Source organism: Agrobacterium sp. 22-221-1 (assembly GCF_053522445.1).
In genome coordinates this window covers 38341-59314 of sequence record NZ_JBNWCL010000017.1, presented here as the reverse complement: position 1 = coordinate 59314, position 20974 = coordinate 38341, and the positions used below count along the sequence as shown (strand labels likewise).

Sequence of the window (20974 nt, the reverse complement as noted above, 5' to 3'; positions counted from 1 at the left end):
GAACATGACCGATTTCATTGAAACCGTTTCGTCGCGCACATGTGAAAATGCAGCGCAAAACCACTACGTCCCGGCTAAAAAACCCTTCTCCACCTTCATCCGCAAGGGCGCCACGGTTCGTATCGAAGACACTTACGGCCAGCAGGCCATCGATACGCTGTTTTACAACGCTGGAGACTTTTCCGAACGCTACTCCAGTCAGGATACGGTGCGGGCGCAGGGCGCGGCCTATATTTCGACCGGCACGAAAATCATGTCGAGCGAAGGCCGTGTGATGCTGACCGTGACCGCCGACAGCTGCGGCCGTCACGATACCTCCGCCGGCGCCTGCTCCTGCGAAAGCAACACGGTGCGTTTCGGCCACGGGACGAAATATCTTCATGCCTGCCGGGACAATTTCGTCGCCGAGGTCGCCAGATACGGCATGGGCAAACGCGATGTCGTTTCCAATATCAACCTTTTCATGAATGTGCCCATCTCGCCCAATGGCGGCATGACCATCGTGGACGGCATTTCCTCGCCCGGCGACTACGTCGAACTGGTAGCCGAGATGGATGTGCTGCTGGTCATTTCCAACTGCCCGCAGATCAACAATCCCTGCAATGGTTTCGATCCGACGCCGATCCGGGTGCTCGTTTGGAACGGGGAGGATTGAGCCGATGTTCAAGAAAGTCCTCATCGCCAATCGTGGCGAAATCGCCGTCCGCGTCATCAGGACGCTCCGGGACATGGGTATTGCCTCCGTGGCGGTCTATTCCGATGCCGACCGCTTCGCCAGGGCGGCATTGACGGCCGACGAAGCGATACGCCTCGGGCCGGCGCCCTCCGCAGAAAGTTATCTCGATGTCGAAGCGGTGATTGCCGCCTGCAAAAAGACGGGGGCGGAAGCAGTCCATCCCGGTTATGGCTTTCTTTCCGAAAATATCGGCTTTGCCGAAAGGCTGGCGGCCGAAGGCATCGTCTTCATCGGCCCGACACCGGAAAACATCGCCGATTTCGGCCTGAAGCACACCGCCCGGGAACTGGCGCAGAAAAGCGGTGTGCCGCTGCTTCCGGGCTCCGGGCTGCTTGGCTCGGTCAAAGAGGCGCTCGCCGCCGCGGAAGCCGTCGGTTATCCGGTCATGCTGAAATCCACCGCCGGCGGCGGCGGCATCGGCATGCAGCTCTGCGCCGACGATGCCGCGCTGAAAGCGGCCTTCGAGAGCGTGCAGCGAACGGCGAAAGCGAGCTTTGGCGACGCCCGCGTCTATCTGGAGCGGTTCGTGGCGAAGGCCCGCCATGTCGAAGTGCAGATATTCGGCGACGGCAAGGGACGCGTGATCGCGCTTGGCGAACGCGACTGCTCGCTTCAGCGCCGCAACCAGAAGGTTATCGAGGAGACACCCGCCCCCGGGCTTTCCGATGAGGTTCGGGCGCGCCTGCACGCGGCGGCCGTCTCGCTCGGAAAACAGGTGAATTATCGCTCCGCCGGCACGGTCGAGTTCATTTACGATCCGGCCCGCGAGGAATTCTATTTCCTGGAGGTCAATACGAGGCTGCAGGTGGAGCACCCGGTGACCGAAGCCGTCTTCGGCATCGATCTGGTGGAATGGATGATCCGTCAGGCCGCCGGCGACGATGTTCTGACCGGTGCAGAGGAGCTGATACCGAAGGGGGCGGCCATCGAGACGCGTGTCTATGCGGAAATGCCGCATGCCGATTTTCGCCCGAGCGCCGGTCTTCTGACCGAGGTGGTTTTTCCCGAAGATGTCCGGGTCGACGGCTGGATAGAGACCGGCACGGAGGTAACGCCTTTTTACGATCCCATGCTGGCGAAGATCATCGTCACGGGGGCGGATCGCAACGCGGCGATCGCCAGTCTCGGCGCCGCCCTGTCGCACACCGCGATTTCAGGCATCGAGACCAATCTCGACTATCTCAGGGCGATTGCCGGCTCCAGCCTTTTTCGGACCGGGAATGTCGCGACCACGGCGCTGAAGGATTTTCCCTTCGTGCCGGATGTCGTCGAGGTCATTGCACCGGGAGCGCAATCGAGCCTTCAGGAATTGCCCGGCCGTCTCGGCCTGTGGCATGTCGGGGTGCCGCCGAGCGGACCGATGGACGAACGTTCCTTCCGTCATGCGAACCGGCTGGTCGGCAATCACGACCACACCGCGGCTCTGGAAATCACCGTTTCCGGGCCGGTACTCAAGTTCTTTGCGGATGTGACGGTGGCGCTTGCCGGCGCGGAAATGCCGATGACGTGCGACGGCGAACCCGTTCCGCATAACACCCCGATCACGGTCAGGGCCGGGCAGACGCTTACCATCGGCCAGATCGGCGGTGCGGGGCAGCGGGCCTATCTGGCGGTGGCCGGCGGTTTCGATGCGCCCATCGTGCTGAGTTCGCGCGCCACTTTCGGGCTTGGTCAGTTCGGCGGCAACGCCACCGGCACCTTGCGCGCCGGCCACGTTCTTCGCCTCGCCCGCGCCCCCCAGGCCGATGCGAAAGCCGCCTCCGAACCTGCCGACCTGACCCGCGAATGGTCGGTGGGCGTGCTCTACGGGCCCCATGGCGCGCCGGATTTTTTCCTTGAGGACGATATCGAGACCCTGTTTGCGACCGAATATGAGGTACATTTCAATTCTGCCCGCACGGGTGTACGCCTCATCGGTCCTGCGCCGAAATGGGCGCGCCAGGACGGCGGGGAAGCCGGGCTTCACCCCTCGAACCTCCATGACAATGCCTATGCCATCGGCGCCATCGATTTTACGGGCGACATGCCGATCATTCTCGGGCCGGACGGCCCGTCCCTCGGCGGCTTCGTTTGCCCGGCGGTGATTGCCGCGGATGAGCAATGGAAGATGGGGCAGTTCAAACCGGGCGACAAAATCCGCTTTCATCCGGTTGCGCGGGCGGAAGATCCCATTGCCGGCCCCATCGTCAAACGCATTGGCGACAATGCCGGCTCTCCCATTCTCGGCCATCGCGATGACGGCGAGGTTCCGGTCGTTTATCGCCGGCAGGGCGATGACAACTTGCTTGTCGAATATGGGCCGATGCAGCTCGACGTCAGCCTGCGCCTGCGCAGCCATCTTTTGATGCAGGCGGTGCGGGAAGCCGGCGTTCCCGGCCTGATAGACCTGACCCCCGGCATCCGCTCGCTGCAGATTCACTACGATGGATCGCATGTGACGCGTGGCCGGTTGCTCGGCCTTCTTTCCGAAATCGAAAGCGGCATGCCTTCCGTTCACTCGGTGAAGGTGCCGAGCCGCACCGTCTGGTTGCCGCTGTCGTGGGACGATCCGGATGCGGCGCTGGCGATGCGCAAATATCAGGAGCTGGTGCGCCCCAATGCGCCCTGGTGCCCCTCGAACATTGAATTCATCCGCCGCATCAACGGTCTGGGTGACGAACAGGCGGTAAAAGACAAAATCTTCGACGCCTCTTATCTCGTCATGGGGCTTGGCGATGTCTATCTCGGCGCCCCGGTTGCCACTCCTCTCGACCCGCGCCATCGCCTCGTCACGACGAAATATAATCCGGCGCGCACCTGGACGCCGGAAAACGCCGTCGGCATCGGCGGCGCCTATATGTGCATCTACGGCATGGAGGGACCGGGCGGTTATCAGCTCTTCGGGCGCACCATCCAGATGTGGAATACGTGGCGGCAAACGCCGGTCTTCGGCAAGGACAAACCCTGGCTGCTCGATTTCTTCGATCAGGTCCGTTTCTTTCCCGTCAGCCACGGCGAATTGACCGAAGCCCGCGCCGCCTTTCCCCATGGGGGTTATCCCGTCCGTATCGAAGAGGGCGAGTTTTCCTATGCGGATTACGAGGCGGAGCTTCGGAAGAATGCCGCCGCAATCGGCGCATTCAAGGCGGGCCAGCAGGCCGCCTTCGAGGCGGAACGCCAACGCTGGAAAGATCAGGGGCTCGACAGTTTCGTTGTCGATGAAGGTGTCGGTCCCGGCCTCGGGGGCGATATTCCCGACGGCTGCTTCGGCATTGAAAGTGCCGTGCCGGGCAATGTCTGGAAGGTGTTGGTGGAAAAAGGGCAGAAGGTGGCGGCAGGAGAAACGCTCGCCATCATCGAATCCATGAAGATGGAAATCACCGTCAACGCGCACGCCGCGGGCAAGGTGCGCGATCTCCGCGCCGGGCCGGGCCGCAATGTCAGGGCCGGCGACGTGCTGGTCGTTCTGGAGGCCATGTAATGTTGCCGATCATTCTCGATATCGCCTCGCTGAAAGCCGCCTATGCAAAAGGGCTGAGCCCGCTCGATCTCGTCGAGGCGATAATTCTTCGCATCAAGGCGTCGGACGATCCGGCGATCTTCATAACGAAGACGCCGGACGAGGATCTGCGCGCCGCCGCCCGCGACCTCCTGGCCCGCGCCCCCAGGGCCAACAGCCTGCCGCTGTGGGGCGTGCCTTTTGCCGTCAAGGACAATATCGACGTGGCCGACCTGCCGACGACGGCCGCCTGCCCGGCCTTTGCCTACCGGCCGCAACAGGATGCGACCGTCATCGCCCGGCTGAAGGCCGCAGGTGCAATCGTCATCGGCAAGACCAATCTCGACCAGTTCGCCACCGGGCTGAATGGCACACGCTCGCCTCACGGCGCGCCGCGATCGGTGTTCGACAGGGCCTATGTGTCGGGAGGCTCGTCCTCCGGCTCCGCCGTAGCGGTGGCGTCTGGCCTTGCCAGTTTCGCGCTCGGCACGGATACGGCGGGCTCCGGCCGCGTGCCCGCGGCCTTCAACAATATTGTCGGCATCAAACCAACACCCGGACTGGTGCCGAATGTCGGCGTCGTACCCGCATGCCGCTCGGTGGACGTCGTGACCGTTTTTTCCGCCACGGTGGGCGACGGTGTGGCTGTGCGCCGGGTCATGGAGGGTTATGACCCCGGCGATCCCTTCTCGCGCAGGGCAAAGCCGGCCACCCTACCCGCTGCCGGGATGCGCATTGGTGTGCTTGAGCCCGGGGAACGGGAATTTTTCGGCAATGCCGCTTTCGAGGCGCTTTATGACGCGGCTATCGAAAAAGCGAAAATGCTCGGCGCAGACATCGTCCCCTTCGACTATGCGCCGTTCCGTCAGGCCGCCGAGCTGCTCTATAACGGCCCGTGGGTGGCCGAGCGTCTGGCGGCGGTGAAGCATTTCCTGGCGACCAATGCCGGCGATTTCGATCCCACCGTAAGGGCAATCATCGAGGGGGCAAGGCGATACGATGCCGTCGACGCCTTCGAGGGACTATACGGGCTTGAGACGCTTCGCCAGAAGGCATCGGTGGAATGGGCGAAAGCCGATGTGTTGATGTTGCCGACATCCCCGACCACCTACACGGTGGAGGAGATGCGCGCAGATCCGATCGCGAAGAACGGCCATTTCGGGCGATATACCAATTTCGCCAATCTGTTCGGTTATGCGGCCATCGCTGTTCCTGCCGGCTTCGATGCCGCGGATCATTTGCCGGCGGGTGTCACCCTGTTCGGCCCGGCCTTTTCCGACGATGCGCTGGCGCCATTTGCCGATATGCTGCACCGCGCATTGCAGCCGGGCATGGGCAAGGACCGCAAGGCTGCCCTGCCGGAAGCTTCGAAAGTGGCGGATACCGATGACGGGCTGGTGCCGATTGTCGTCGTCGGCGCCCATCTCACCGGCATGCCGCTCAATCACGAACTCACAGGCCCCGGCGGCCGGCTGATGAAATCCTGCCGCACGGCCGGCGACTACCGGCTGTTCGTCTTGCCGAATACCGTTCCACCGAAACCCGGCCTGCTGCGGGAGCCCGGCTTTAAAGGCGCGGGTCTGGAGGTGGAGGTCTGGAGGGTGACGCCCGAAGCCTTCGGACGTTTCGTGCAGAACATTCCCGCTCCCCTCGGCATCGGCAAGGTGACGCTGGACGACGGGTCACAAATCTCCGGCTTCCTGTGCGAACCCTATGCGCTCAAGGGTGCTGTGGAAGTGACAGGCCTTGGCGGGTGGCGCGCCTATATCCGGTCGATCAAACAAGAAGAAAGGAAAAGCCATGCGTGACATTTTCTCAAAATATCTGGGCGTCCTCCGGCGAGCAACGGTGATGCTTTTGACTGCGAGAGCCGGAATGTATTGGGGCCGAGGACGTCGAAACGGCTAAGTCCGGTTTCATCGCAATCGCTGTTCCAAGCATCGGAGACGCCACATCGAACAGGCGACACTATCTTCGCCTGTTCGACCCTGAACGCTCATCGCCCCGGCCAACCGGGAGGCGGTCTTAGCGACCGGGCGCTTATTCGAGGCTCTTGATCGGGTCTTTCGGCGCCGGATCGAAACCCACGAGCTCTACGGTCAGTTTCGCATAGGTGCCGTCGGCCACGATGTCGGCGAGCGCCTTGTTCACCGCCTTCACCAGCTCGGGCTTGCCCTTCTTGATGGCGAAACCTTTCTGGACGTGGCTGACGAAATCCGGCGTCATTTCGAGGGGAAGGCCGGAATTCTTGATCGCCCATGCACCGGCGATCGCATCGGTAATGGTCGCGTCGATATTGCCGTTGACGAGGTCCTGCATCGCGTCCGATTCAGCCTTGTATCCTTTGACGACGGCACCCTTTTCCTCGGCGATTTTTGCGAAGGTGGAAGAGACGAGCGCACCGACGGTCTTGCCTTTGAGATCAGCGGCGCTTTTGATGGCCGAGCCCTTCTGGACGACGATGCGGCCGCCCGATTCCAGCCAGCCATTGGCAAAGGTAACGCGCTTCTGTCGCTCTTCGGTTACATCCATGGAAGCGCTGATGATATCGTACTGATCCGCCTGAAGACCGACCAGCAGCGAGTCCCATTTGATCAGAACCGGCGTGTAGGTGAGGTCGAGGCGCTTTGCCACCTCCTTCATCACGCGGATCTCCAGACCGTCGAGCGTTCCATCCGGGGCACGCATGCTGAAGGGCGAAAAGGTTCCTTCCGTTGCGACCTGCAGCTTCCCGGGCTCCAGCAATTCAAGCTCTGTGGCAAAGACCGGAGCGTTGGTGATGGTCGCAGCGAGTGCGGCGACGGCAAATGCGATAGATTTGAATTTCATGACTCGTTCCCTTATTGATTTTTTGCATTTTCCTGTTCGTCAGGCGGCATTGGCGTCACCCGCAGTCGATCCTGCGGATCGCTCCGCCGGATATTTCAGGCATTGCTGAGGACCGTCGGGGCCTCAGCTTGAAAGGGCATAACGGCGTTCCAGCAAGGCTGCGAGCTGTGTCAGCACCGTCGTAAGCAGGAGATAGATGACGGCCACGGCGATGTAGAACTCGAAAGGCCTGAATGTTGCGGCAATCAGCGTCTGGGCATAAAGCGTCAGCTCCACGACAGTGATCGTCGATAGCAGCGATGTATTCTTCAACGTCGAAATGGCTTCATTCGTGACCGAAGGCAGGATGATGCGGAATACCTGCGGCAGGATAATGCTGCGCATGGTTTCCGCCGGGCTGAACCCCAGCGCCAGAGCCGATTCCGTCTGCCCGCGCGGGATGGCGGACAGGCCTCCCCGGATGATTTCCGCGACATAGGCACCGCTATTGACGCCGAGCGCCAGCACGCCGGCGGTGAAGGGCGAGAGCTTCACGCCGAATTGCGGCAGGCCGAAATAGATGATGAAGACCTGGATCAGGGTTGGCGTGCCGCGAACGAACCAGACATAGAAGGCGGAGGCGGCACGCACCGCGCGCCATGGCGAACGATGGCTGAGCGCCGCAAGCAGGCCGCAGCCCCAGCTGACGATAATGGTCAGGATCGTCAGCCAGAACACCGTCCAGGCAGCCAGCAGAAAGCCCGGACCGTAAAGCTGCACTTCGTCGATAAAATTCGCCATCGTCGTCACGCTCCCCCGGCGCCATCTGCTGCGCCGCTGGGGGCAAGCTGCTCATGCAAAATGCGGTGAAGAAATTGCCGCAGGCGATCGCTCTGCGGATTGCGAAGAATGTCGGGCGCGCCGGTTTCGGCGATGACACCCTTGTCGAAAAAGAGCACACGCGATGAAACGTCGCGGGCAAAGGCAATTTCATGGGTCACCAGCAGCATGGTCATGCCGTCCGCCGCCAGCGAAGCCATCAGCACCAGCACCTCATGGACAAGTTCGGGATCGAGCGCGGAGGTCACCTCATCGAAAAGCATCAGGCGCGGTTTCATGGCGAGCGCCCGGGCAATGGCGACGCGCTGCTGCTGGCCGCCGGACAGGCGTGCCGGATAGCTGTGGCGTTTCTCATAAAGGCCGATGCGGGAAAGCAGGGCCTCCGCCTCTTCGACGGCCTGGTTTTTGGGTCGTTTCAGCAGCCGGACCGGAGCATGGATGACATTTTCCAGAACCGTCATATGCGGCCAGAGATTGTAACTCTGAAACACCATGCCGACGCGGGCGCGCAGGGTCTGCAGCTGCGAGGGCGTCGGGAAAAATCGCGATTCCGGCCGAAAATCGAAAGACAGATTCTCGAATTCGAGATAACCCGACTGGGGCATTTCCAGACCGTTTATCGAACGCAGGAAGGTGCTCTTGCCCGAACCGCTCGCGCCGATGATGGATACCACCTCACCCGGTTCGACACTGAGCGAGACGCCTTTCAGAACCTCGTTTTCCCCGAAGCTCTTGCGGATATCCCGCAGGTTCAAAACCGGTCCGGTCATGGGGTCGTCTCCTTGTATTCATCGACGATCTGCACCGCGACATCCCTCGGTGTGCGGTCCACGCCGTTGATCTCGGTAATGTCCTGCGGACAGGCGGACAGCACGAGCAGTAGATCCATCTCGGCCCTCAGCGCCACATGGTCACCCGCCGCGGACGCCGGCGGGCGACGGTCGAGACTGCCATCGGCGTTCACCGCCACATTCATGAAAAGGTTGAGAGATGCCGGCGTCTGGGCGAAGGCAAGACCCTTCTCCGCCAGCGCCTCATGGAAATTTCCGGAACAGCTGCGATGAAAACCCTCGCATCCCAGTTGCCGGTAAAGATCCGCATTGCATGGGCAGAGCAGCGTATCATGCCGCAGGGCGGCACTGTCGCTCACCAGCGTCATCATGGCTCTTCTGCGGTTGCTGAAGACACCCATGCCGCGCTCGATGAAAATATTGCTGTTTACCGAGCGCGTATGATCCATCGAGCTGATCTCGGATGGATCGCCTGCCGCAACAGCCCACGCATCCACGACCTGGTTTCCGTGGGAATTCGTAACGATGGCGACCTCGCCGGCCAGCATGCGATAGGCTGCGCCATGACCTGCCAATAAATTCTGCACATTTTCAGTCATCGGACACCGTTGGAAGGAATGCTGAAACCGGTGAGACGGCGGCAAGCAGGCAATAGACCCGGATCGATACCGCTCGGTCGAAATAATTTATATTCAGTATACCAACGGAATTCAATAAAGATTTTCAACTATTTATAGCAAATTTATTAGGCTAATCAGCCATAAAACGAGCAGTAAAGTGCACAAAATTGCATCATTTATGCCTCCCGCATCATTCGCTTGCACTGCCATCAATCACGGGATACGTTTGGTGTACCTAAAAATTCGACCCGGCGGTCTTCCGGTCGCAATCCGCAAATGCGGGCTTCTCCGGGAGGACCGCGCATTGATGGAAATGCTGCCCGAATTTGCCGCAGGTTCCGGTGGATCAGCGCGCGAAGACCGCCCGGCAGAACAGCAGATTGAATGGAGTGGAACGCGTGATCCGGTATTTTGCGATCGAGGAATATGAAAGCCGCTGGCAGCGGGTTTTGCGGGAAATGCAGCGCCGTGGCTATGAAACAGCGGTGGTCTTCGGCCGCGGTGGCGGCACCACGGACAATTGCGGTGACATACTCTATCTTTCCAACCACTACGCCATCAGCGGCGGCATGGATTCCCTGATATGGACCGCCCGGTCCTTTTCCGGGATCATTCTACAGCAGGGCCGCGAGCCGCAGCTTCATATCGATGAGCCGGAAGTGCGCACCGATCTCGTCTCTATCCGCGATACGCATTGTTCCAGCCATCCTTTCCGAAGCGTGGCGAAAGCCCTGGTCGAAAGGGGTATCAAAGGGCGTGTCGCAATCGTCGGCACGCAGTTCATCCCCGTCAAATATTACCAGCAATTGCTTCAGGACGCTCCAGACATTGAGTGGGTAGCCGAGGACGATCTGATCCGCTCCGTCCGGCGCATCAAAAGCCTGAAGGAACTGGAGTGCTATCGCGTCGCCGGCGAAGGCGCGACGGCCGGCCTGAACAGGTTGATGGAAGGCCTGACCGGCGGCCTTTCCGAGCAGGAAGCGGCGGGAGAGGCGGCCCGTGAGGTGGTGCGGCGCGGCGGCCGGCTGCAGATGATCGGCTGCAACCATGGCGAAACGCTGGGTTTCGACCAGCGTTTTCCACTGACCGGCTATAGCGCGGACACACCAAAGCCCGGCGACATCGTCACGGGCACCATCCATGCGGCATTTTTTCAGGGCTATTATCTCGACCCCGGCCGCACCGGCATATGCGGCAAACCAACAGCGGACCAGCGACGGCTGATCGAAGCCGCGGCCAATACCGTTCATCGTCTTTCCGACATGATGCGGCCGGGCGTGAAGCTCATCGATATTGCCGCTGAAGGCGACCGTCTGACGCAGGCCTTCGGCGGCTCGGTATCCGCCATCATGAAGAACTTCCCGTTTTATGGTCACAGCATCGGTCTCGGCTTCGAACAGCCGAGAATTTCAACCAGCATGTCGCAGCCTGAAGATATCGCCGAGGAAAACATGGTGTTCGGTATCGAATCCTTCCTTTCGCTCGATGGTGTCGGCGCGGCTTTTTATGAGGATATCATCATCGTCGGGCGCGACGGCAACGAGCTTCTGACCCGTTCGCCCAGCCACTGGTGGTAGTGTTTCCGGCAAGGCGACCGCTGGCATGCGGGCACAGAGTCCATCAGGGGCGGCCGACAGCCGCCCCTTGTTTTTTGTTTTAGTGGGCGAAAACGCCGTCGAAATCCTTGAAGCCCTTCACCTCGATCGGATTGCCGCTCGGATCGAAGAAGAACATGGTGCGCTGTTCTCCCGGCTCGCCTTCAAAGCGCACGACCGGCGGGATATCGAAGGCCACACCGGCATCTTCCAGACGCTTCGAAAGTGCGAACCAGTCATCGAGAGGCAGGACCACACCGAGATGCGGCATCATCACCATGTGATTGCCGACCTTGCCGGTCCGGGTAACCTCGAACGGTTTGCCCAGATGCATCGATATCTGGTGGCCGAAAAAGTCGAAATCCACCCAGGTATCGGTGGAACGGCCTTCCTCGCAGCCGAGAACGCCGCCATAGAAGCGACGCGTTTCGTCGAGGTCGGTGACGTGATAGGCAAGGTGAAAAAGTGAACGCATTTCGGACTCCTTTCAATTTTTAAAGGGAAATGGCCGCTATCGGGCCATCAGCGGATGGTCAGGTCACGCGGCAGGCTGGAAAGAGGTTCCGCCCCCGTCTCTGTCACGATGACCGTTTCGGATGCGCCAACCGTCCACACGCCATAGCTGCGCAGGGTGGCTGGCAGGTGGAACACCATGCCGGGTTCGATTATCCTGTCGACGCCGGTAAACAGGCTCAACAGCGCACCTTCGCCCCAGTCCGGCGCGAAAGCGGTTCCCATGGAATAACCGATGCGTTTGCGGAAGGCGGCATTGTAACCTGCCGCGTCGATCACACGTTGCGCGGCCTCATGGGGTTCGGCACATGAAACACCGGGCCGAATGGCGGCCAGCGCCGCATCGAGGGCTTTCAACGCGCAATCCATCATTCGCCGGGCTTCGGCGGGTGGAGAACCGATCCACACGGTACGCATCAGCGCGGCGTGATAGCGCGCATGGCAGGCGGCAAGTTCCAGAAAAACCGCATCGCCATTCTCAAGCTTGCGGCGTCTCCAGGTCATATGGGGCAAACCGCTGCGCGGCCCGGAAGATACGAGCGGTTCCATGGCCATGACCTCCGAGCCCGCCCTTGTGGCGGCATCCAGCATGGCGGCGGCTATGGCGTTTTCGTCGGTTCCGGCGGCGCAGGCGGCAATACCGGCCGAAAGCCCCGCCTCGGTATAACCCGCCGCCAGCCGAATGGCCTCCAGCTCGGCTGCGGACTTTATCGTCCGCAGCGGCGAAAGAATGGAGGAACCGTCCGGAATGGACGCAACACCCATCTGCTCCGCGATTTTTGCGGCAAGTACCGGAGAAACAAACCAGCCGTCCAGTTCTATGGCCGGCCGCTCGATATGCCGCTTTTTCAAGAGATCGACCAGGGCGACCGCCGGGTTTCCGCCATCCTGATAGGCGACGACGTCGTCCAGCCAGGTATTGGCGATGGATCCTGCCAGTTCAAGCTGCCGGACGAGAAGCGTCGGCTGTCCATTCACCGGCATGATCAGCGCCTGGAAAGCAAAGTATCCGGCCGTCTGCCGCCCGGTCAGCCAGTAGATGTTTTCAGGACCGGTGACGACGAGCGCTTCATGACCCGCATTGCGGATGGCGGCGCGCGCACGATCTTGCCTCGCGGCGAACTCCTCCCTGGGGAAAGAGGCGTCACACCCCTGCAAATCGGCGAATTCCTGCATGAAACTGTCCATATCGTCGTGCTCGGCTTTTGCATGAGAAGCTGGCAAAAGCGTCTCAAGACCGGAATGAAGAAAGAAAAAGCGCTGGCGGCTGCCGGTTTCAGGGGCGGCTCAGCCACCCCAGAAAACGGCTTTTCACGCTTTCGAAATGCGCCTCCATGGCGGCGGAAGCCTTCTGCGGATCCTGCGCCTCGATGGCGTCGATAACCGCAATATGTTCGCGCGCCTGCTCGGCAAAACGGTCATGCGTGCGGGTGATGGTGCAGCGTCGGGCGATACTGCGCATTTCGGTCAGCATGGCAGGCAAAAGCTCAAGCCCGGCGGCACCGGCCACGGCCTCGTGAAACTGGTCATCGTCCAGCCAGAACTGATCGAAGGCCACGTTCCTGCCATCCGCATAAGCCTGCATGATTTGCCGCGAATGTTCGAGCGCCTCGGAAAAGGGACGCTCAGCGGCGCGTGCCGCCGCAGCGCTCTCCAGCAAGCGCCGTATCTGCACGATTTCCAGCAGCTGCTCCACCGTGACGGGCCGAACCATCAATGCGCCATTGGCGAGCCGCGAAATCACGCCCTCTTTTTCAAGCCGGGAGATTGCCGCCCTCAACGGCGTGCGGGAAATGCCGGATTCGAGCGCCAGGGCTCTCTCCGTCAGAACGTCACCGGCTTTGAACTTGCCCTCCAGAATGCGTTGTTTGACATCCGTATAGGCCTGCTGGGTCAAAGTTTCCTTTTCGCTCATGCTCTCTCCCCTTTACCGAGCCGACCAGGTCTGTCGCAGAATATCAACGGCATGCGCCAGATCGGCCGGATCCATGGCCTCATCCGGGTTATGGCTGCCGTTCCAGTTCCGCAGAAAGACCATCACCGATTCCCATCCCGCCTGGGCAAATGCCGCCGCATCATGCCCGCCGCCCGATAACATCTGCCGGGGCGAGATGCCGGTCCGTTCGGCCGCAACGACTATCTGCCGGCCAAGCGCGGAGGACAGACGGGTGGGCTTGCTGCGGGACTGGACGCCGGTGACGACGCGCACGCCCCTTCGTTTTTCGATCTTCTCGATCTCCTGTCGGAAAATGCCATCCACCCGGTCCAGCACCGCATCGTCGGCGCTGCGGATATCGATGCAGAAATCCACCCGGCCCGGAACCTTGGCGAAAGCATGTTCACTGCTTGCCGCATCCACACGGCCGAAGGTAACGGCAAGATCGTGCCCTTCCGCCAGAATTCCTTCCCAGGCCCTGTCCATGGCGACGATGATATCCGCAAGGGCAAAAACGGCATCCGAGCGGGCATCACGCGGCGCGCCGCCGGAATGGGCCCACACCCCTTCAATCCGCGCTTCACGGTAACGCAGGCCGCCGCGCACGCCATCGACGACGCCGAAAGCCTCACCGGCATTGTCAAGCACCGGCCCCTGCTCGATATGCAATTCCACGAAACGCGCCGGCGGCAATCCCGGCCCGCGCAGGACGGCGTCCGGGTCGCCCCCGAGTTCCTTCATGTGCTCGGCGAGTGTTCTGCCGCTGTCGATGCGGCGCGCCTGCATTTCCGGCGCCGTGAGCCGGCCAAGCGCCGCACGCGACCCGATATAGGAGACTGGAAACCAGACGCTCTCCTCCGCTCTCGTCACCGTCACGACAATATCTGCCGGCGGTGCCTGTCCGCTTTTCACGAATGCGGTGACAAGTGCCATGGCGCCCACCACACCTGCCGTGCCATCATAAGCGCCGCCCATCGGCACGGTATCGAGATGCGAGCCGATATAAAGCGGTGTGGCCTGCCGGTCTCTGCCGGGCAGCCGGGCAAACAGGTTCAGTGCGGCATCTTGCGTAACAGTGAGGCCAAGGGCTTCACATTCTTCGGTAATCACCCGATGCGCTTCGCTTTCCAGCGCACTGTAGGAAGGCCGGGTAAAACCGGGGCCTTCCGCTGAAATGGCATTGATGCGGTCCAGCAGACGGTTGACCGTCTCTGCGATCACGGTTTGCGTCATGCCATTATCTCCTGCGACGCATTGAGCGCAGTGACCGGGCGTTCGCCCGCAAGCGCCGTCAAAACATGCCTTGCAGAGCCGAGAGCCACGCGGCGAAGCGCTTCCAGCGTCGTGCCGCCGAGATGCGGTGTGAAAATCACCCGGCCGCCGGCGGCCAGAGGTCCGGTCGGCGCACCAGGCGAATAAACATCGAGCCCGGCTGCGGCTATGCGGCCGGTCTCGATGGCGCGGGCAAGAGCCGCCTCATCCACCAGTCCCGCCCGTGCCGTGTTGATAAGTATCGCGCCCGGTTTCACCGCTGAAATGGCCTGCTCTCCGAACAGACCGCGTGTTTCCGCACGGAGCGGCGTATGCAGGGAAATCAGATCGGCCTGCCTCAGCCCGTCTTCAAGACTGTCAGCCCGTTCGAAGCCATCGAGATCGGCGACCCGCGGCGAATAGACCAGCACCCGCATATCCAGAGCGGCCTTCAGCATCCGGCCGAGCCCGGCGCCAATCGCCCCCCAGCCGACGATAAGCGCCGTCTTGCCGGACAATTCGGAAAAACTCTCCGTCTCGCGAAAGCCATGGACCCCGGCCCTTTCGCTGCGGTCGGCAGCGGGAATACGTCTTGCGGCGGCCAGTGCCAGACCGAGCGCCAGCTCGGAAACCGAGCGGGCATTGGCGCCGGGGGTGTTGCAGACCAGAACGCCCTTCGCCGTCGCCGCTTCCTTGTCGACAGCATCATGGCCCGTGCCGTGAACGGCGATGACCCGCAGTCTGTCGCCGGCCTCGATGGCCGATGCGGACAGGCCCGCATCGCGCGTGATAACGGCATCGCAACCCTTGATCATTGCGGCCACGGTCGCCATGTCCGGTTTTGGACACAAAACCGGTTCAACCCCCGCCTCACGCAGAAGGGCGAGGCCGTCGGCATGAATAGGCTGGACAATAAGGCATTTCATGCGTCCCTGTTCCTTTCGGGAAATTGTTCCAGTTTTTCAAGAATGGCGTCGCGGGCGTGAACGATATGGCGGGCCATGAGCGAGCCTGCCCGTTCACCGTCGCCGGCGCGCAGGGCGGCAATCATCTCCAGATGTTCGTCGCAGCTTTTCAGAAAACGATCCGGCACCTGGGCATGGTCGAACATGCAGGTACGGCGTCGCAAATCCTCGATCGTGCTCACCATCATCTCGCTGCCCGTGGAAAGGGCGAGCGTCCGGTGGAAAGCATCGTCCACGCGGCGCTGCTCATCGTCCTCGCCGGGGCCATGCTGTTGCAAATGCCGTATCCGGGCCTCCAGCTCGCCAAGCTCCGGCCGGGCCATCGCCGCCTGTCTTGCGCAATGGGTCTCCAGAACCTGACGAAGGAAGAAAATCTCTTCGACCTCTTCCGCCTTCAGCCGGCGGATCTTGAGAAATCGTCCTTCCTGCGTGGCGAGACCCTCGGCCTCGATCCGCTTGATCGCCTCACGCACGGGCGTCCGGGACATGTCCAGCAGATCACCCAGTTTCGCTTCCTGCAAAGCGTCACCCGGCGTCAGCGCACCGGACAGGATCATTTCGATGATCTTCCCATAAGCCTGCTTGGCGAGCGGCTGATTCATGATGGCATACCTCCTGAAACATCATCCGTTTCCGGCTTTTCTACCAGATTTGCCAGGCGTTCGCGCAAGGCCGTGCGCTCCGCAATCAGAAGCTCTTCGGCTTTTTCCCGTGAAATGGCCGCGAAAGAGACATGTCGGCCGCTCGGAACCTGCGCAAGCCGGGGCAGATCGACGGTGGCGACCGTTGCGATTTTCGGATAGCCGCCTGTCGTCTGACGCTCCGCCATCAGCACGATGGGCCGTCCCGACGCCGGGACCTGTATCGATCCCGCGCAGGTTCCGTCGGAGACGATATCGTGCCCGCCTTCGGCATGAACGGCGTGTCCGTCCAGCATCTGCGCCATGCGATCCCGGGCCGGAGAAACGATGAAAGAGGCTTTCAGGAAAGCCCGCTGGGTTTCGTCAGAGAAATAGTCGTCCTGTGGGCCGGGAACAATTCGGACGGGACCGGCGGACCGACGCCAGAGTTGCCGGAGCGCCAGATTGACGCCGGGATTATCCCGGCCGAGCGGCAGACGGTCACCCGCCTGCAAACGACGCCCTTCGTAACCGCCGAGACCCGTTCGCACATGGGTAGCACGCGAACCGAGCACAGGCACGGTATCCACGCCGCCGGAGACGGCGAGATAGCCCCAGACGCAATCGCGCAGGGCGCCGATCGAAAGCACCTCATCCGGCAAAATAGTATAGCTCTCCCATGGCGACAGCTTTCGTTTGCCGAGGCGGATATCGACGGCGCCTCCGGTCACGGCGATGCGTGCCGGCCGCAAAACGGAAAAGCTGCCCCCGGTGCCGCCAAATTCTATTGCCGCGCTGTTTTCGACATTGCCGACCAGCGCGTTCGCAATACGAAAAGAAGGCATATCCATCGGGCCTGAACCGGAAACACCGGCATGGCTCAATCCCCTGCGGCCGATATCCTGAACGGTGGCCATCGGCCCTATCTGCTGGATGACGAGAAAACTCATGAAAGCTGCGCCTCCATGACGGGCTGGCCGGCGGCGACCGCCCGGTCGAGCTCTGCGGCCTCGTCTTCGCTCACCGGCCGAAAACGAACCCGGTCTCCCGCCTGCAACAGAAACGGCTCCGGGCGATGCGGGTCGAAAAGCCGAAGCGGCGTGCGGCCGATGAAGCGCCATCCGCTTGGCCCCGGCACGGAATTGATGCTTGCCTGCTTGCCGCCAATTCCAATCGCACTTGCCTCGATCCGCTGACGCGGCGTGGCAAGACGCGGCGTATGCAATTGTTCGGGCAGGCCGCCGAGATAGGCAAAACCCGGCGCGAAACCGATCATATAGACACGATATTCAGCGGATGCGTGCAGCTCGATCAGGGCAGCAGGCGTCATTTCCTTCATGTCCGCCAGTTCCTGCAGGTCAAGCCCGACCGATCCGCCATAAACCACAGGCACATCGAAACGTCTGGCCGGAACGCTGTTCACCGTCAGCGTCATCAGACGCCGGTGCAACTCCCGGTCAAGCGCATGGCCGCGAATGACGGACGGATCATAGATGACCATGAGGGACCGGTAGGTCGGCACCAGTTCCTCGACGCCTTCCACGGGCGTTGCAGCGAGATTTGCCGCAAGCGCGATGATGCGCTCGCTCACCGTTTCATCGATGGTATCGGCGAGTTCAACGGACAGGGCGCTGTCACCACAAGCAAGAATGCGCGGAAATTTGCCGCCCATCGATTACACTCCCTCACGTCCACGCATGCGAATTCGATTCTCCCGCCAATCCTTCCTTGCTATTTCAGTATACCAATTGTATGTCAATGAAAAGATGCAATGAATGCGTGCTGCCTGATATCACGCGTATAAACTGGACGGGACCGGACAACGTCTCGCCCGGAAAGAGGGGCTATGGCGACGATCGATCTGAACTGCGATATGGGAGAAAGCTTCGGGGCCTGGACCATGGGCGAAGACGAAGCCATGATGGAGTTGATTACCACGGCAAACATCGCCTGCGGTTTTCATGCCGGCGATCCGGTTGTCATGCGCGACACCATTCTCGCCGCCAAGGCAAGGGGCATCGCGGTTGGCGCCCACCCGTCTTTCATGGATATTTACGGCTTCGGCCGCCGCCGTATATCCGGCGAACGCCCCGAGGATGTGGAGGCCCAGCTGATCTACCAGATCGCCGCGATGCAGGGCATGGCGGCTGCGCTTTCCTGGCCCATCACCCATGTCAAAACCCATGGGGCTCTGGGCAACATGGCTGCCGTCGATCAAGATCTCGCGCAGGTCTGCATCCGGGCCATCAAGGCGGTGGATCCGTCGCTGGTCTTCATTACGCTGCCCTATTCGGAAACCATGAAGGCCGCCGAAAAAGCGGGGCTGCGCGTTGCCTGCGAAGTTTATGCCGACCGCACCTATGACGATGCGGGAATGCTCACCTCCCGGCAGATGCAGGGTGCAGTGATCCACGATCCCAACCAGAGTGTGGATCAGGTTCTGTCCATGGTCTGCGACGGCGTAATCCCGACAACGGGCGGGAAAAAACTACCGGTGGAAGCCGCCACCATCTGCGTTCACGGCGATACGCGCGGCGCCGTGGATATGGCGCGCGCCCTTCGTTCATCGCTCGCCCGACACGGGCTGCAATTTGCTCCTTTCGCCACACCAAACACCTGATCCGGGGACGTTCCATTGACACGCATTGTATATCTGAACGGCGACTGGCTTGCCGAAGCCGACGCCAAGGTTTCCGTTTTCGACCGCGGCTTTCTGTTCGCGGACGCCATTTATGAAGTCACCGCCGTGATCGGCGGGAAGCTGATCGATTATGCCGGCCACAGCGCCCGCCTTCAGCGCTCGCTCGCCGAACTCGGCTTGACCTGCCCGCTCGAAGCGGAGGAACTTCTGGCCGTTCACCGTGAAATCGTCCGCTTGAACCACATGGACGAAGGCCTGATCTATCTGCAGATCTCCCGCGGTGTGGCGGATCGCGATTTCGCTTTTCCCGCCAATGCCACGCCGACGATAACCCTGTTCACCCAGGCAAAACCCGTGCTGGACAATCCGCGCACGGAAACCGGCATTGCCATCGCCACCATGCCGGACTGGCGCTGGGAGCGGCGCGACATCAAGACGGTACAGCTTCTCTACCCCTCGATGGCCAAGATGGAGGCGCTGAAACGCGGTGCAGACGATGCATGGCTGGTGGAGGATGGTTTCGTGACCGAAGGCAGCGCCGCCAATGCGCATATCGTCAAAAAGGACGGCACGCTGGTCACGCGCGAACTTTCCAACGCACTTCTGCACGGCATCACCCGCGGAAGCATTCTCGATCTTGCGCAGGGCGCCGGAATTGCCGTCGAACAGCGCGCCTTTACGGTGGACGAGGCAAAGGATGCAGCCGAAGCCTTCATCACATCGGCGACAAATTTTGCCATGCCGGTCGTCAAGATCGACGAAGCCATCATCGGTGACGGCAAGCCCGGCCCGGTCTCGAAGACACTGCGTGAGCTTTACATAAAGACCCGCCTCGCATCGGCGATCTGATTTTCAGCCCGCATTCAGTGAGCCGCCGCACCACCGGCGGCTCCGCGCACTTGGCCCCCTATTCGGCACACAGCGGCAACCCCTTGCCTGCCGATCCGCTCCTTTTCGATAATTTCCCTGAAATGCAATCCACTGACTGCCAGCACCGCAAAGGCTGGTGGGCAAGGAACCCGCTCGAAATCGAACAAAGATTAATCACCTTATTGCGCCGCTCAAAAAACGCCCATATAGTCCCCTTCATTCGGAGTACGTGCTGTATACCGAAAATAACCGCGCCGTCCTGTCGCCAAGGGACAGGGTGAGCCGGACACAATAAGTGAGGGGATCACAACCATGAAAAACGCAATTTTCGCCGGGCTGGCTTTGACGATTGCCGGCTTTGCAACCTCCGCAACCGCCGAAACGGCCTGGGACATGTCGGTCGTCTGGCCGGAAGGTAATTTTCACACCAAGAACGCGGTAAAATTCGCTGAAACCGTAAAGACCGTCACGAATGGCGAGGTCGCCATCACCGTGCATTCCGGCGGGTCACTCGGCATCAAGGGCCCGGAAGGCATGACCGCCGTGCGCGACGGCATCGTTCCCATCGCCGATATTCTGATGAGCCAGCAGGTGGGTGAAGCACCGGTACTGGGTGTCGAGACGCTGCCATATCTGGCCCCGACGATGCCTGACCTTGCGCTGCTGCACAAATTCTTCCGCCCCAAGATCGAGGAAGTCGCAACCTCGATGAACCAGAAGCTGCTTTACATGGTGCCCTGGCCGGGACAGGCCGTCTATGCGCCGAAACCGATCGAAAAAATTGAAGACGTCAACGGCCTCAAGATCCGCGTCGTCGATGCCAACGGCCATAATTTCTTCCACGCCCTTGGCGCTCTTCCTGTTCAGATGCCATGGGGCGAAGTCGTGCCGTCGCTTGCCGCCGGCACCATCAACGGTGTCACGACCTCCTCTTCGTCCGGTGTCGACGGCGCTTTCTGGGAGTTCATGAAAAACATGAGCACCTTCAACTGGCAGGCATCTTCCAACATCGTCACCGTCAATCTCGATGCCTGGAATGCCCTGTCGCCAGAAAATCAGGCGGCGATCGAACAGGCATCGAAGAAACTCGAAGGCGAATTCTGGCTGGTCAGCCGGGCCGAGGACGAAACCAAGCTCGCCACCCTGAAGGAAAAGGGCATTACCGTCACGTCGCCTTCTCCCGAACTCAAGGCCGCCCTCATCGAGCGCGCCAAGCCGTTGTGGGACGATTTTCTCAAGCGCGTGCCCGATGCCGCGCCCTATGTCGAAGCCTATCTGAAGGCGCGCAACTGACTTTCTCCCGTCGGAAA

Annotated in this window: 19 protein-coding genes; 7 read left to right on the top strand and 12 right to left on the bottom strand. The window is 61.0% G+C overall.

Annotated features, from left to right (window positions below):
* Window positions 1-4: 4 nt before the first annotated feature.
* Genes ACQZ5N_RS21230 through atzF form a run of 3 tightly spaced genes read left to right on the top strand, consistent with a single transcriptional unit; the run spans window position 5 to window position 6022 of the window.
* Window positions 5-655 carry an urea amidolyase associated protein UAAP2 gene (locus ACQZ5N_RS21230; RefSeq protein WP_448734020.1) on the top strand — a complete coding sequence of 217 codons (651 nt, stop codon included), beginning with the start codon at window positions 5-7 and terminating at the stop codon, window positions 653-655.
* A gap of 4 nt (window positions 656-659) precedes the next feature.
* The gene (uca, locus tag ACQZ5N_RS21225; RefSeq protein WP_448734019.1) at window positions 660-4196 is read left to right on the top strand and encodes an urea carboxylase; all 3537 of its coding nucleotides are present in this window, start codon (window positions 660-662) and stop codon (window positions 4194-4196) included.
* On the top strand, window positions 4196-6022 hold the full coding sequence (gene atzF, locus ACQZ5N_RS21220; protein ID WP_448734018.1) for an allophanate hydrolase: 1827 nt from the start codon (window positions 4196-4198) through the stop codon (window positions 6020-6022). The genes uca and atzF overlap by 1 nt, the downstream gene beginning before the upstream one ends.
* A 232-nt stretch (window positions 6023-6254) precedes the next feature.
* Here the strand turns inward: atzF and ACQZ5N_RS21215 are convergent, their stop codons facing one another.
* The 4 genes from ACQZ5N_RS21215 to ACQZ5N_RS21200 all read right to left on the bottom strand — a co-directional run bounded on the left by ACQZ5N_RS21215 (window position 6255) and on the right by ACQZ5N_RS21200 (window position 9252).
* Window positions 6255-7043 (bottom strand): transporter substrate-binding domain-containing protein, encoded by a 789-nt coding sequence (locus ACQZ5N_RS21215; RefSeq protein ID WP_448734017.1) that lies wholly within the window; start codon window positions 7041-7043, stop codon window positions 6255-6257.
* A gap of 123 nt (window positions 7044-7166) precedes the next feature.
* A complete protein-coding gene (locus ACQZ5N_RS21210) occupies window positions 7167-7823 on the bottom strand; it encodes an amino acid ABC transporter permease (protein WP_142778715.1) in 657 nt (218 codons plus the stop codon).
* Window positions 7824-7828: 5 nt separating this feature from the next.
* Window positions 7829-8632 carry an amino acid ABC transporter ATP-binding protein gene (locus ACQZ5N_RS21205; RefSeq protein WP_448734016.1) on the bottom strand — a complete coding sequence of 268 codons (804 nt, stop codon included), beginning with the start codon at window positions 8630-8632 and terminating at the stop codon, window positions 7829-7831.
* Complete coding sequence (locus ACQZ5N_RS21200; protein ID WP_448734015.1) at window positions 8629-9252, bottom strand: DUF1989 domain-containing protein; 624 nt, start codon at window positions 9250-9252, stop codon at window positions 8629-8631. Before ACQZ5N_RS21200 ends, ACQZ5N_RS21205 begins: the two co-directional genes overlap by 4 nt.
* A gap of 419 nt (window positions 9253-9671) precedes the next feature.
* Here ACQZ5N_RS21200 and ACQZ5N_RS21195 point away from each other — a divergent pair, with 419 nt between their 5' ends.
* The gene (locus tag ACQZ5N_RS21195) at window positions 9672-10850 is read left to right on the top strand and encodes a M24 family metallopeptidase (RefSeq protein WP_448734014.1); all 1179 of its coding nucleotides are present in this window, start codon (window positions 9672-9674) and stop codon (window positions 10848-10850) included.
* 79 nt (window positions 10851-10929) lie between these two features.
* On the opposite strand, the gene ACQZ5N_RS21190 is transcribed toward ACQZ5N_RS21195, so the two are convergent.
* The 8 genes from ACQZ5N_RS21190 to pxpB all read right to left on the bottom strand — a co-directional run bounded on the left by ACQZ5N_RS21190 (window position 10930) and on the right by pxpB (window position 17825).
* On the bottom strand, window positions 10930-11343 hold the full coding sequence (locus ACQZ5N_RS21190) for a VOC family protein (protein WP_004432652.1): 414 nt from the start codon (window positions 11341-11343) through the stop codon (window positions 10930-10932).
* Between the two features lie 47 nt (window positions 11344-11390).
* Window positions 11391-12557 (bottom strand): M24 family metallopeptidase, encoded by a 1167-nt coding sequence (locus ACQZ5N_RS21185; protein ID WP_155272840.1) that lies wholly within the window; start codon window positions 12555-12557, stop codon window positions 11391-11393.
* 100 nt (window positions 12558-12657) lie between these two features.
* Window positions 12658-13296, bottom strand: a complete 639-nt coding sequence (locus tag ACQZ5N_RS21180; RefSeq protein ID WP_448734013.1) for a GntR family transcriptional regulator — start codon at window positions 13294-13296, stop codon at window positions 12658-12660.
* 12 nt (window positions 13297-13308) lie between these two features.
* Complete coding sequence (locus ACQZ5N_RS21175) at window positions 13309-14550, bottom strand: hydantoinase/carbamoylase family amidase (protein ID WP_448734012.1); 1242 nt, start codon at window positions 14548-14550, stop codon at window positions 13309-13311.
* On the bottom strand, window positions 14547-15494 hold the full coding sequence (locus ACQZ5N_RS21170) for a hydroxyacid dehydrogenase (protein ID WP_448734011.1): 948 nt from the start codon (window positions 15492-15494) through the stop codon (window positions 14547-14549). Before ACQZ5N_RS21170 ends, ACQZ5N_RS21175 begins: the two co-directional genes overlap by 4 nt.
* Window positions 15491-16135, bottom strand: coding sequence for a GntR family transcriptional regulator (locus ACQZ5N_RS21165; RefSeq protein ID WP_004432638.1), 645 nt, complete (start codon window positions 16133-16135; stop codon window positions 15491-15493). The genes ACQZ5N_RS21170 and ACQZ5N_RS21165 overlap by 4 nt, the downstream gene beginning before the upstream one ends.
* Window positions 16132-17103, bottom strand: coding sequence for a 5-oxoprolinase subunit C family protein (locus ACQZ5N_RS21160; protein WP_448734010.1), 972 nt, complete (start codon window positions 17101-17103; stop codon window positions 16132-16134). The genes ACQZ5N_RS21165 and ACQZ5N_RS21160 overlap by 4 nt, the downstream gene beginning before the upstream one ends.
* Entirely contained in the window at window positions 17100-17825 is a 726-nt protein-coding gene (gene pxpB, locus ACQZ5N_RS21155; protein WP_004432633.1) for a 5-oxoprolinase subunit PxpB, read from the bottom strand. The genes ACQZ5N_RS21160 and pxpB overlap by 4 nt, the downstream gene beginning before the upstream one ends.
* Window positions 17826-17999: 174 nt before the next feature.
* Between pxpB and ACQZ5N_RS21150 the strand changes: the two genes are divergently transcribed.
* The 3 genes from ACQZ5N_RS21150 (at window position 18000) to ACQZ5N_RS21140 (ending at window position 20957) form a co-directional block, all read left to right on the top strand.
* Complete coding sequence (locus tag ACQZ5N_RS21150; RefSeq protein ID WP_059760618.1) at window positions 18000-18773, top strand: LamB/YcsF family protein; 774 nt, start codon at window positions 18000-18002, stop codon at window positions 18771-18773.
* 15 nt (window positions 18774-18788) lie between these two features.
* Window positions 18789-19643, top strand: coding sequence for a D-amino-acid transaminase (locus ACQZ5N_RS21145; protein ID WP_035263057.1), 855 nt, complete (start codon window positions 18789-18791; stop codon window positions 19641-19643).
* A gap of 333 nt (window positions 19644-19976) precedes the next feature.
* Window positions 19977-20957 (top strand): TRAP transporter substrate-binding protein, encoded by a 981-nt coding sequence (locus ACQZ5N_RS21140; RefSeq protein ID WP_448734009.1) that lies wholly within the window; start codon window positions 19977-19979, stop codon window positions 20955-20957.
* The last annotated feature ends 17 nt before the right edge of the window (window positions 20958-20974 follow it).

What these genes read in the sequence shown, in the direction of transcription:
- ACQZ5N_RS21210 (WP_142778715.1), bottom strand. Translation starts at nt 7,823, where the DNA reads ATGGCGAATTTTATCGACGAAGTGCAGCTTTACGGTCCGGGCTTTCTG.
- ACQZ5N_RS21205 (WP_448734016.1), bottom strand. Translation starts at nt 8,632, where the DNA reads ATGACCGGACCGGTTTTGAACCTGCGGGATATCCGCAAGAGCTTCGGG.
- uca (WP_448734019.1), top strand. Translation starts at nt 660, where the DNA reads ATGTTCAAGAAAGTCCTCATCGCCAATCGTGGCGAAATCGCCGTCCGC.
- ACQZ5N_RS21190 (WP_004432652.1), bottom strand. Translation starts at nt 11,343, where the DNA reads ATGCGTTCACTTTTTCACCTTGCCTATCACGTCACCGACCTCGACGAA.
- ACQZ5N_RS21165 (WP_004432638.1), bottom strand. Translation starts at nt 16,135, where the DNA reads ATGAATCAGCCGCTCGCCAAGCAGGCTTATGGGAAGATCATCGAAATG.
- ACQZ5N_RS21150 (WP_059760618.1), top strand. Translation starts at nt 18,000, where the DNA reads ATGGCGACGATCGATCTGAACTGCGATATGGGAGAAAGCTTCGGGGCC.
- ACQZ5N_RS21160 (WP_448734010.1), bottom strand. Translation starts at nt 17,103, where the DNA reads ATGAGTTTTCTCGTCATCCAGCAGATAGGGCCGATGGCCACCGTTCAG.
- ACQZ5N_RS21200 (WP_448734015.1), bottom strand. Translation starts at nt 9,252, where the DNA reads ATGACTGAAAATGTGCAGAATTTATTGGCAGGTCATGGCGCAGCCTAT.
- ACQZ5N_RS21230 (WP_448734020.1), top strand. Translation starts at nt 5, where the DNA reads ATGACCGATTTCATTGAAACCGTTTCGTCGCGCACATGTGAAAATGCA.
- ACQZ5N_RS21140 (WP_448734009.1), top strand. Translation starts at nt 19,977, where the DNA reads ATGAAAAACGCAATTTTCGCCGGGCTGGCTTTGACGATTGCCGGCTTT.
- ACQZ5N_RS21185 (WP_155272840.1), bottom strand. Translation starts at nt 12,557, where the DNA reads ATGCAGGAATTCGCCGATTTGCAGGGGTGTGACGCCTCTTTCCCCAGG.
- ACQZ5N_RS21175 (WP_448734012.1), bottom strand. Translation starts at nt 14,550, where the DNA reads ATGACGCAAACCGTGATCGCAGAGACGGTCAACCGTCTGCTGGACCGC.
- ACQZ5N_RS21170 (WP_448734011.1), bottom strand. Translation starts at nt 15,494, where the DNA reads ATGAAATGCCTTATTGTCCAGCCTATTCATGCCGACGGCCTCGCCCTT.
- ACQZ5N_RS21215 (WP_448734017.1), bottom strand. Translation starts at nt 7,043, where the DNA reads ATGAAATTCAAATCTATCGCATTTGCCGTCGCCGCACTCGCTGCGACC.
- ACQZ5N_RS21180 (WP_448734013.1), bottom strand. Translation starts at nt 13,296, where the DNA reads ATGAGCGAAAAGGAAACTTTGACCCAGCAGGCCTATACGGATGTCAAA.
- pxpB (WP_004432633.1), bottom strand. Translation starts at nt 17,825, where the DNA reads ATGGGCGGCAAATTTCCGCGCATTCTTGCTTGTGGTGACAGCGCCCTG.
- atzF (WP_448734018.1), top strand. Translation starts at nt 4,196, where the DNA reads ATGTTGCCGATCATTCTCGATATCGCCTCGCTGAAAGCCGCCTATGCA.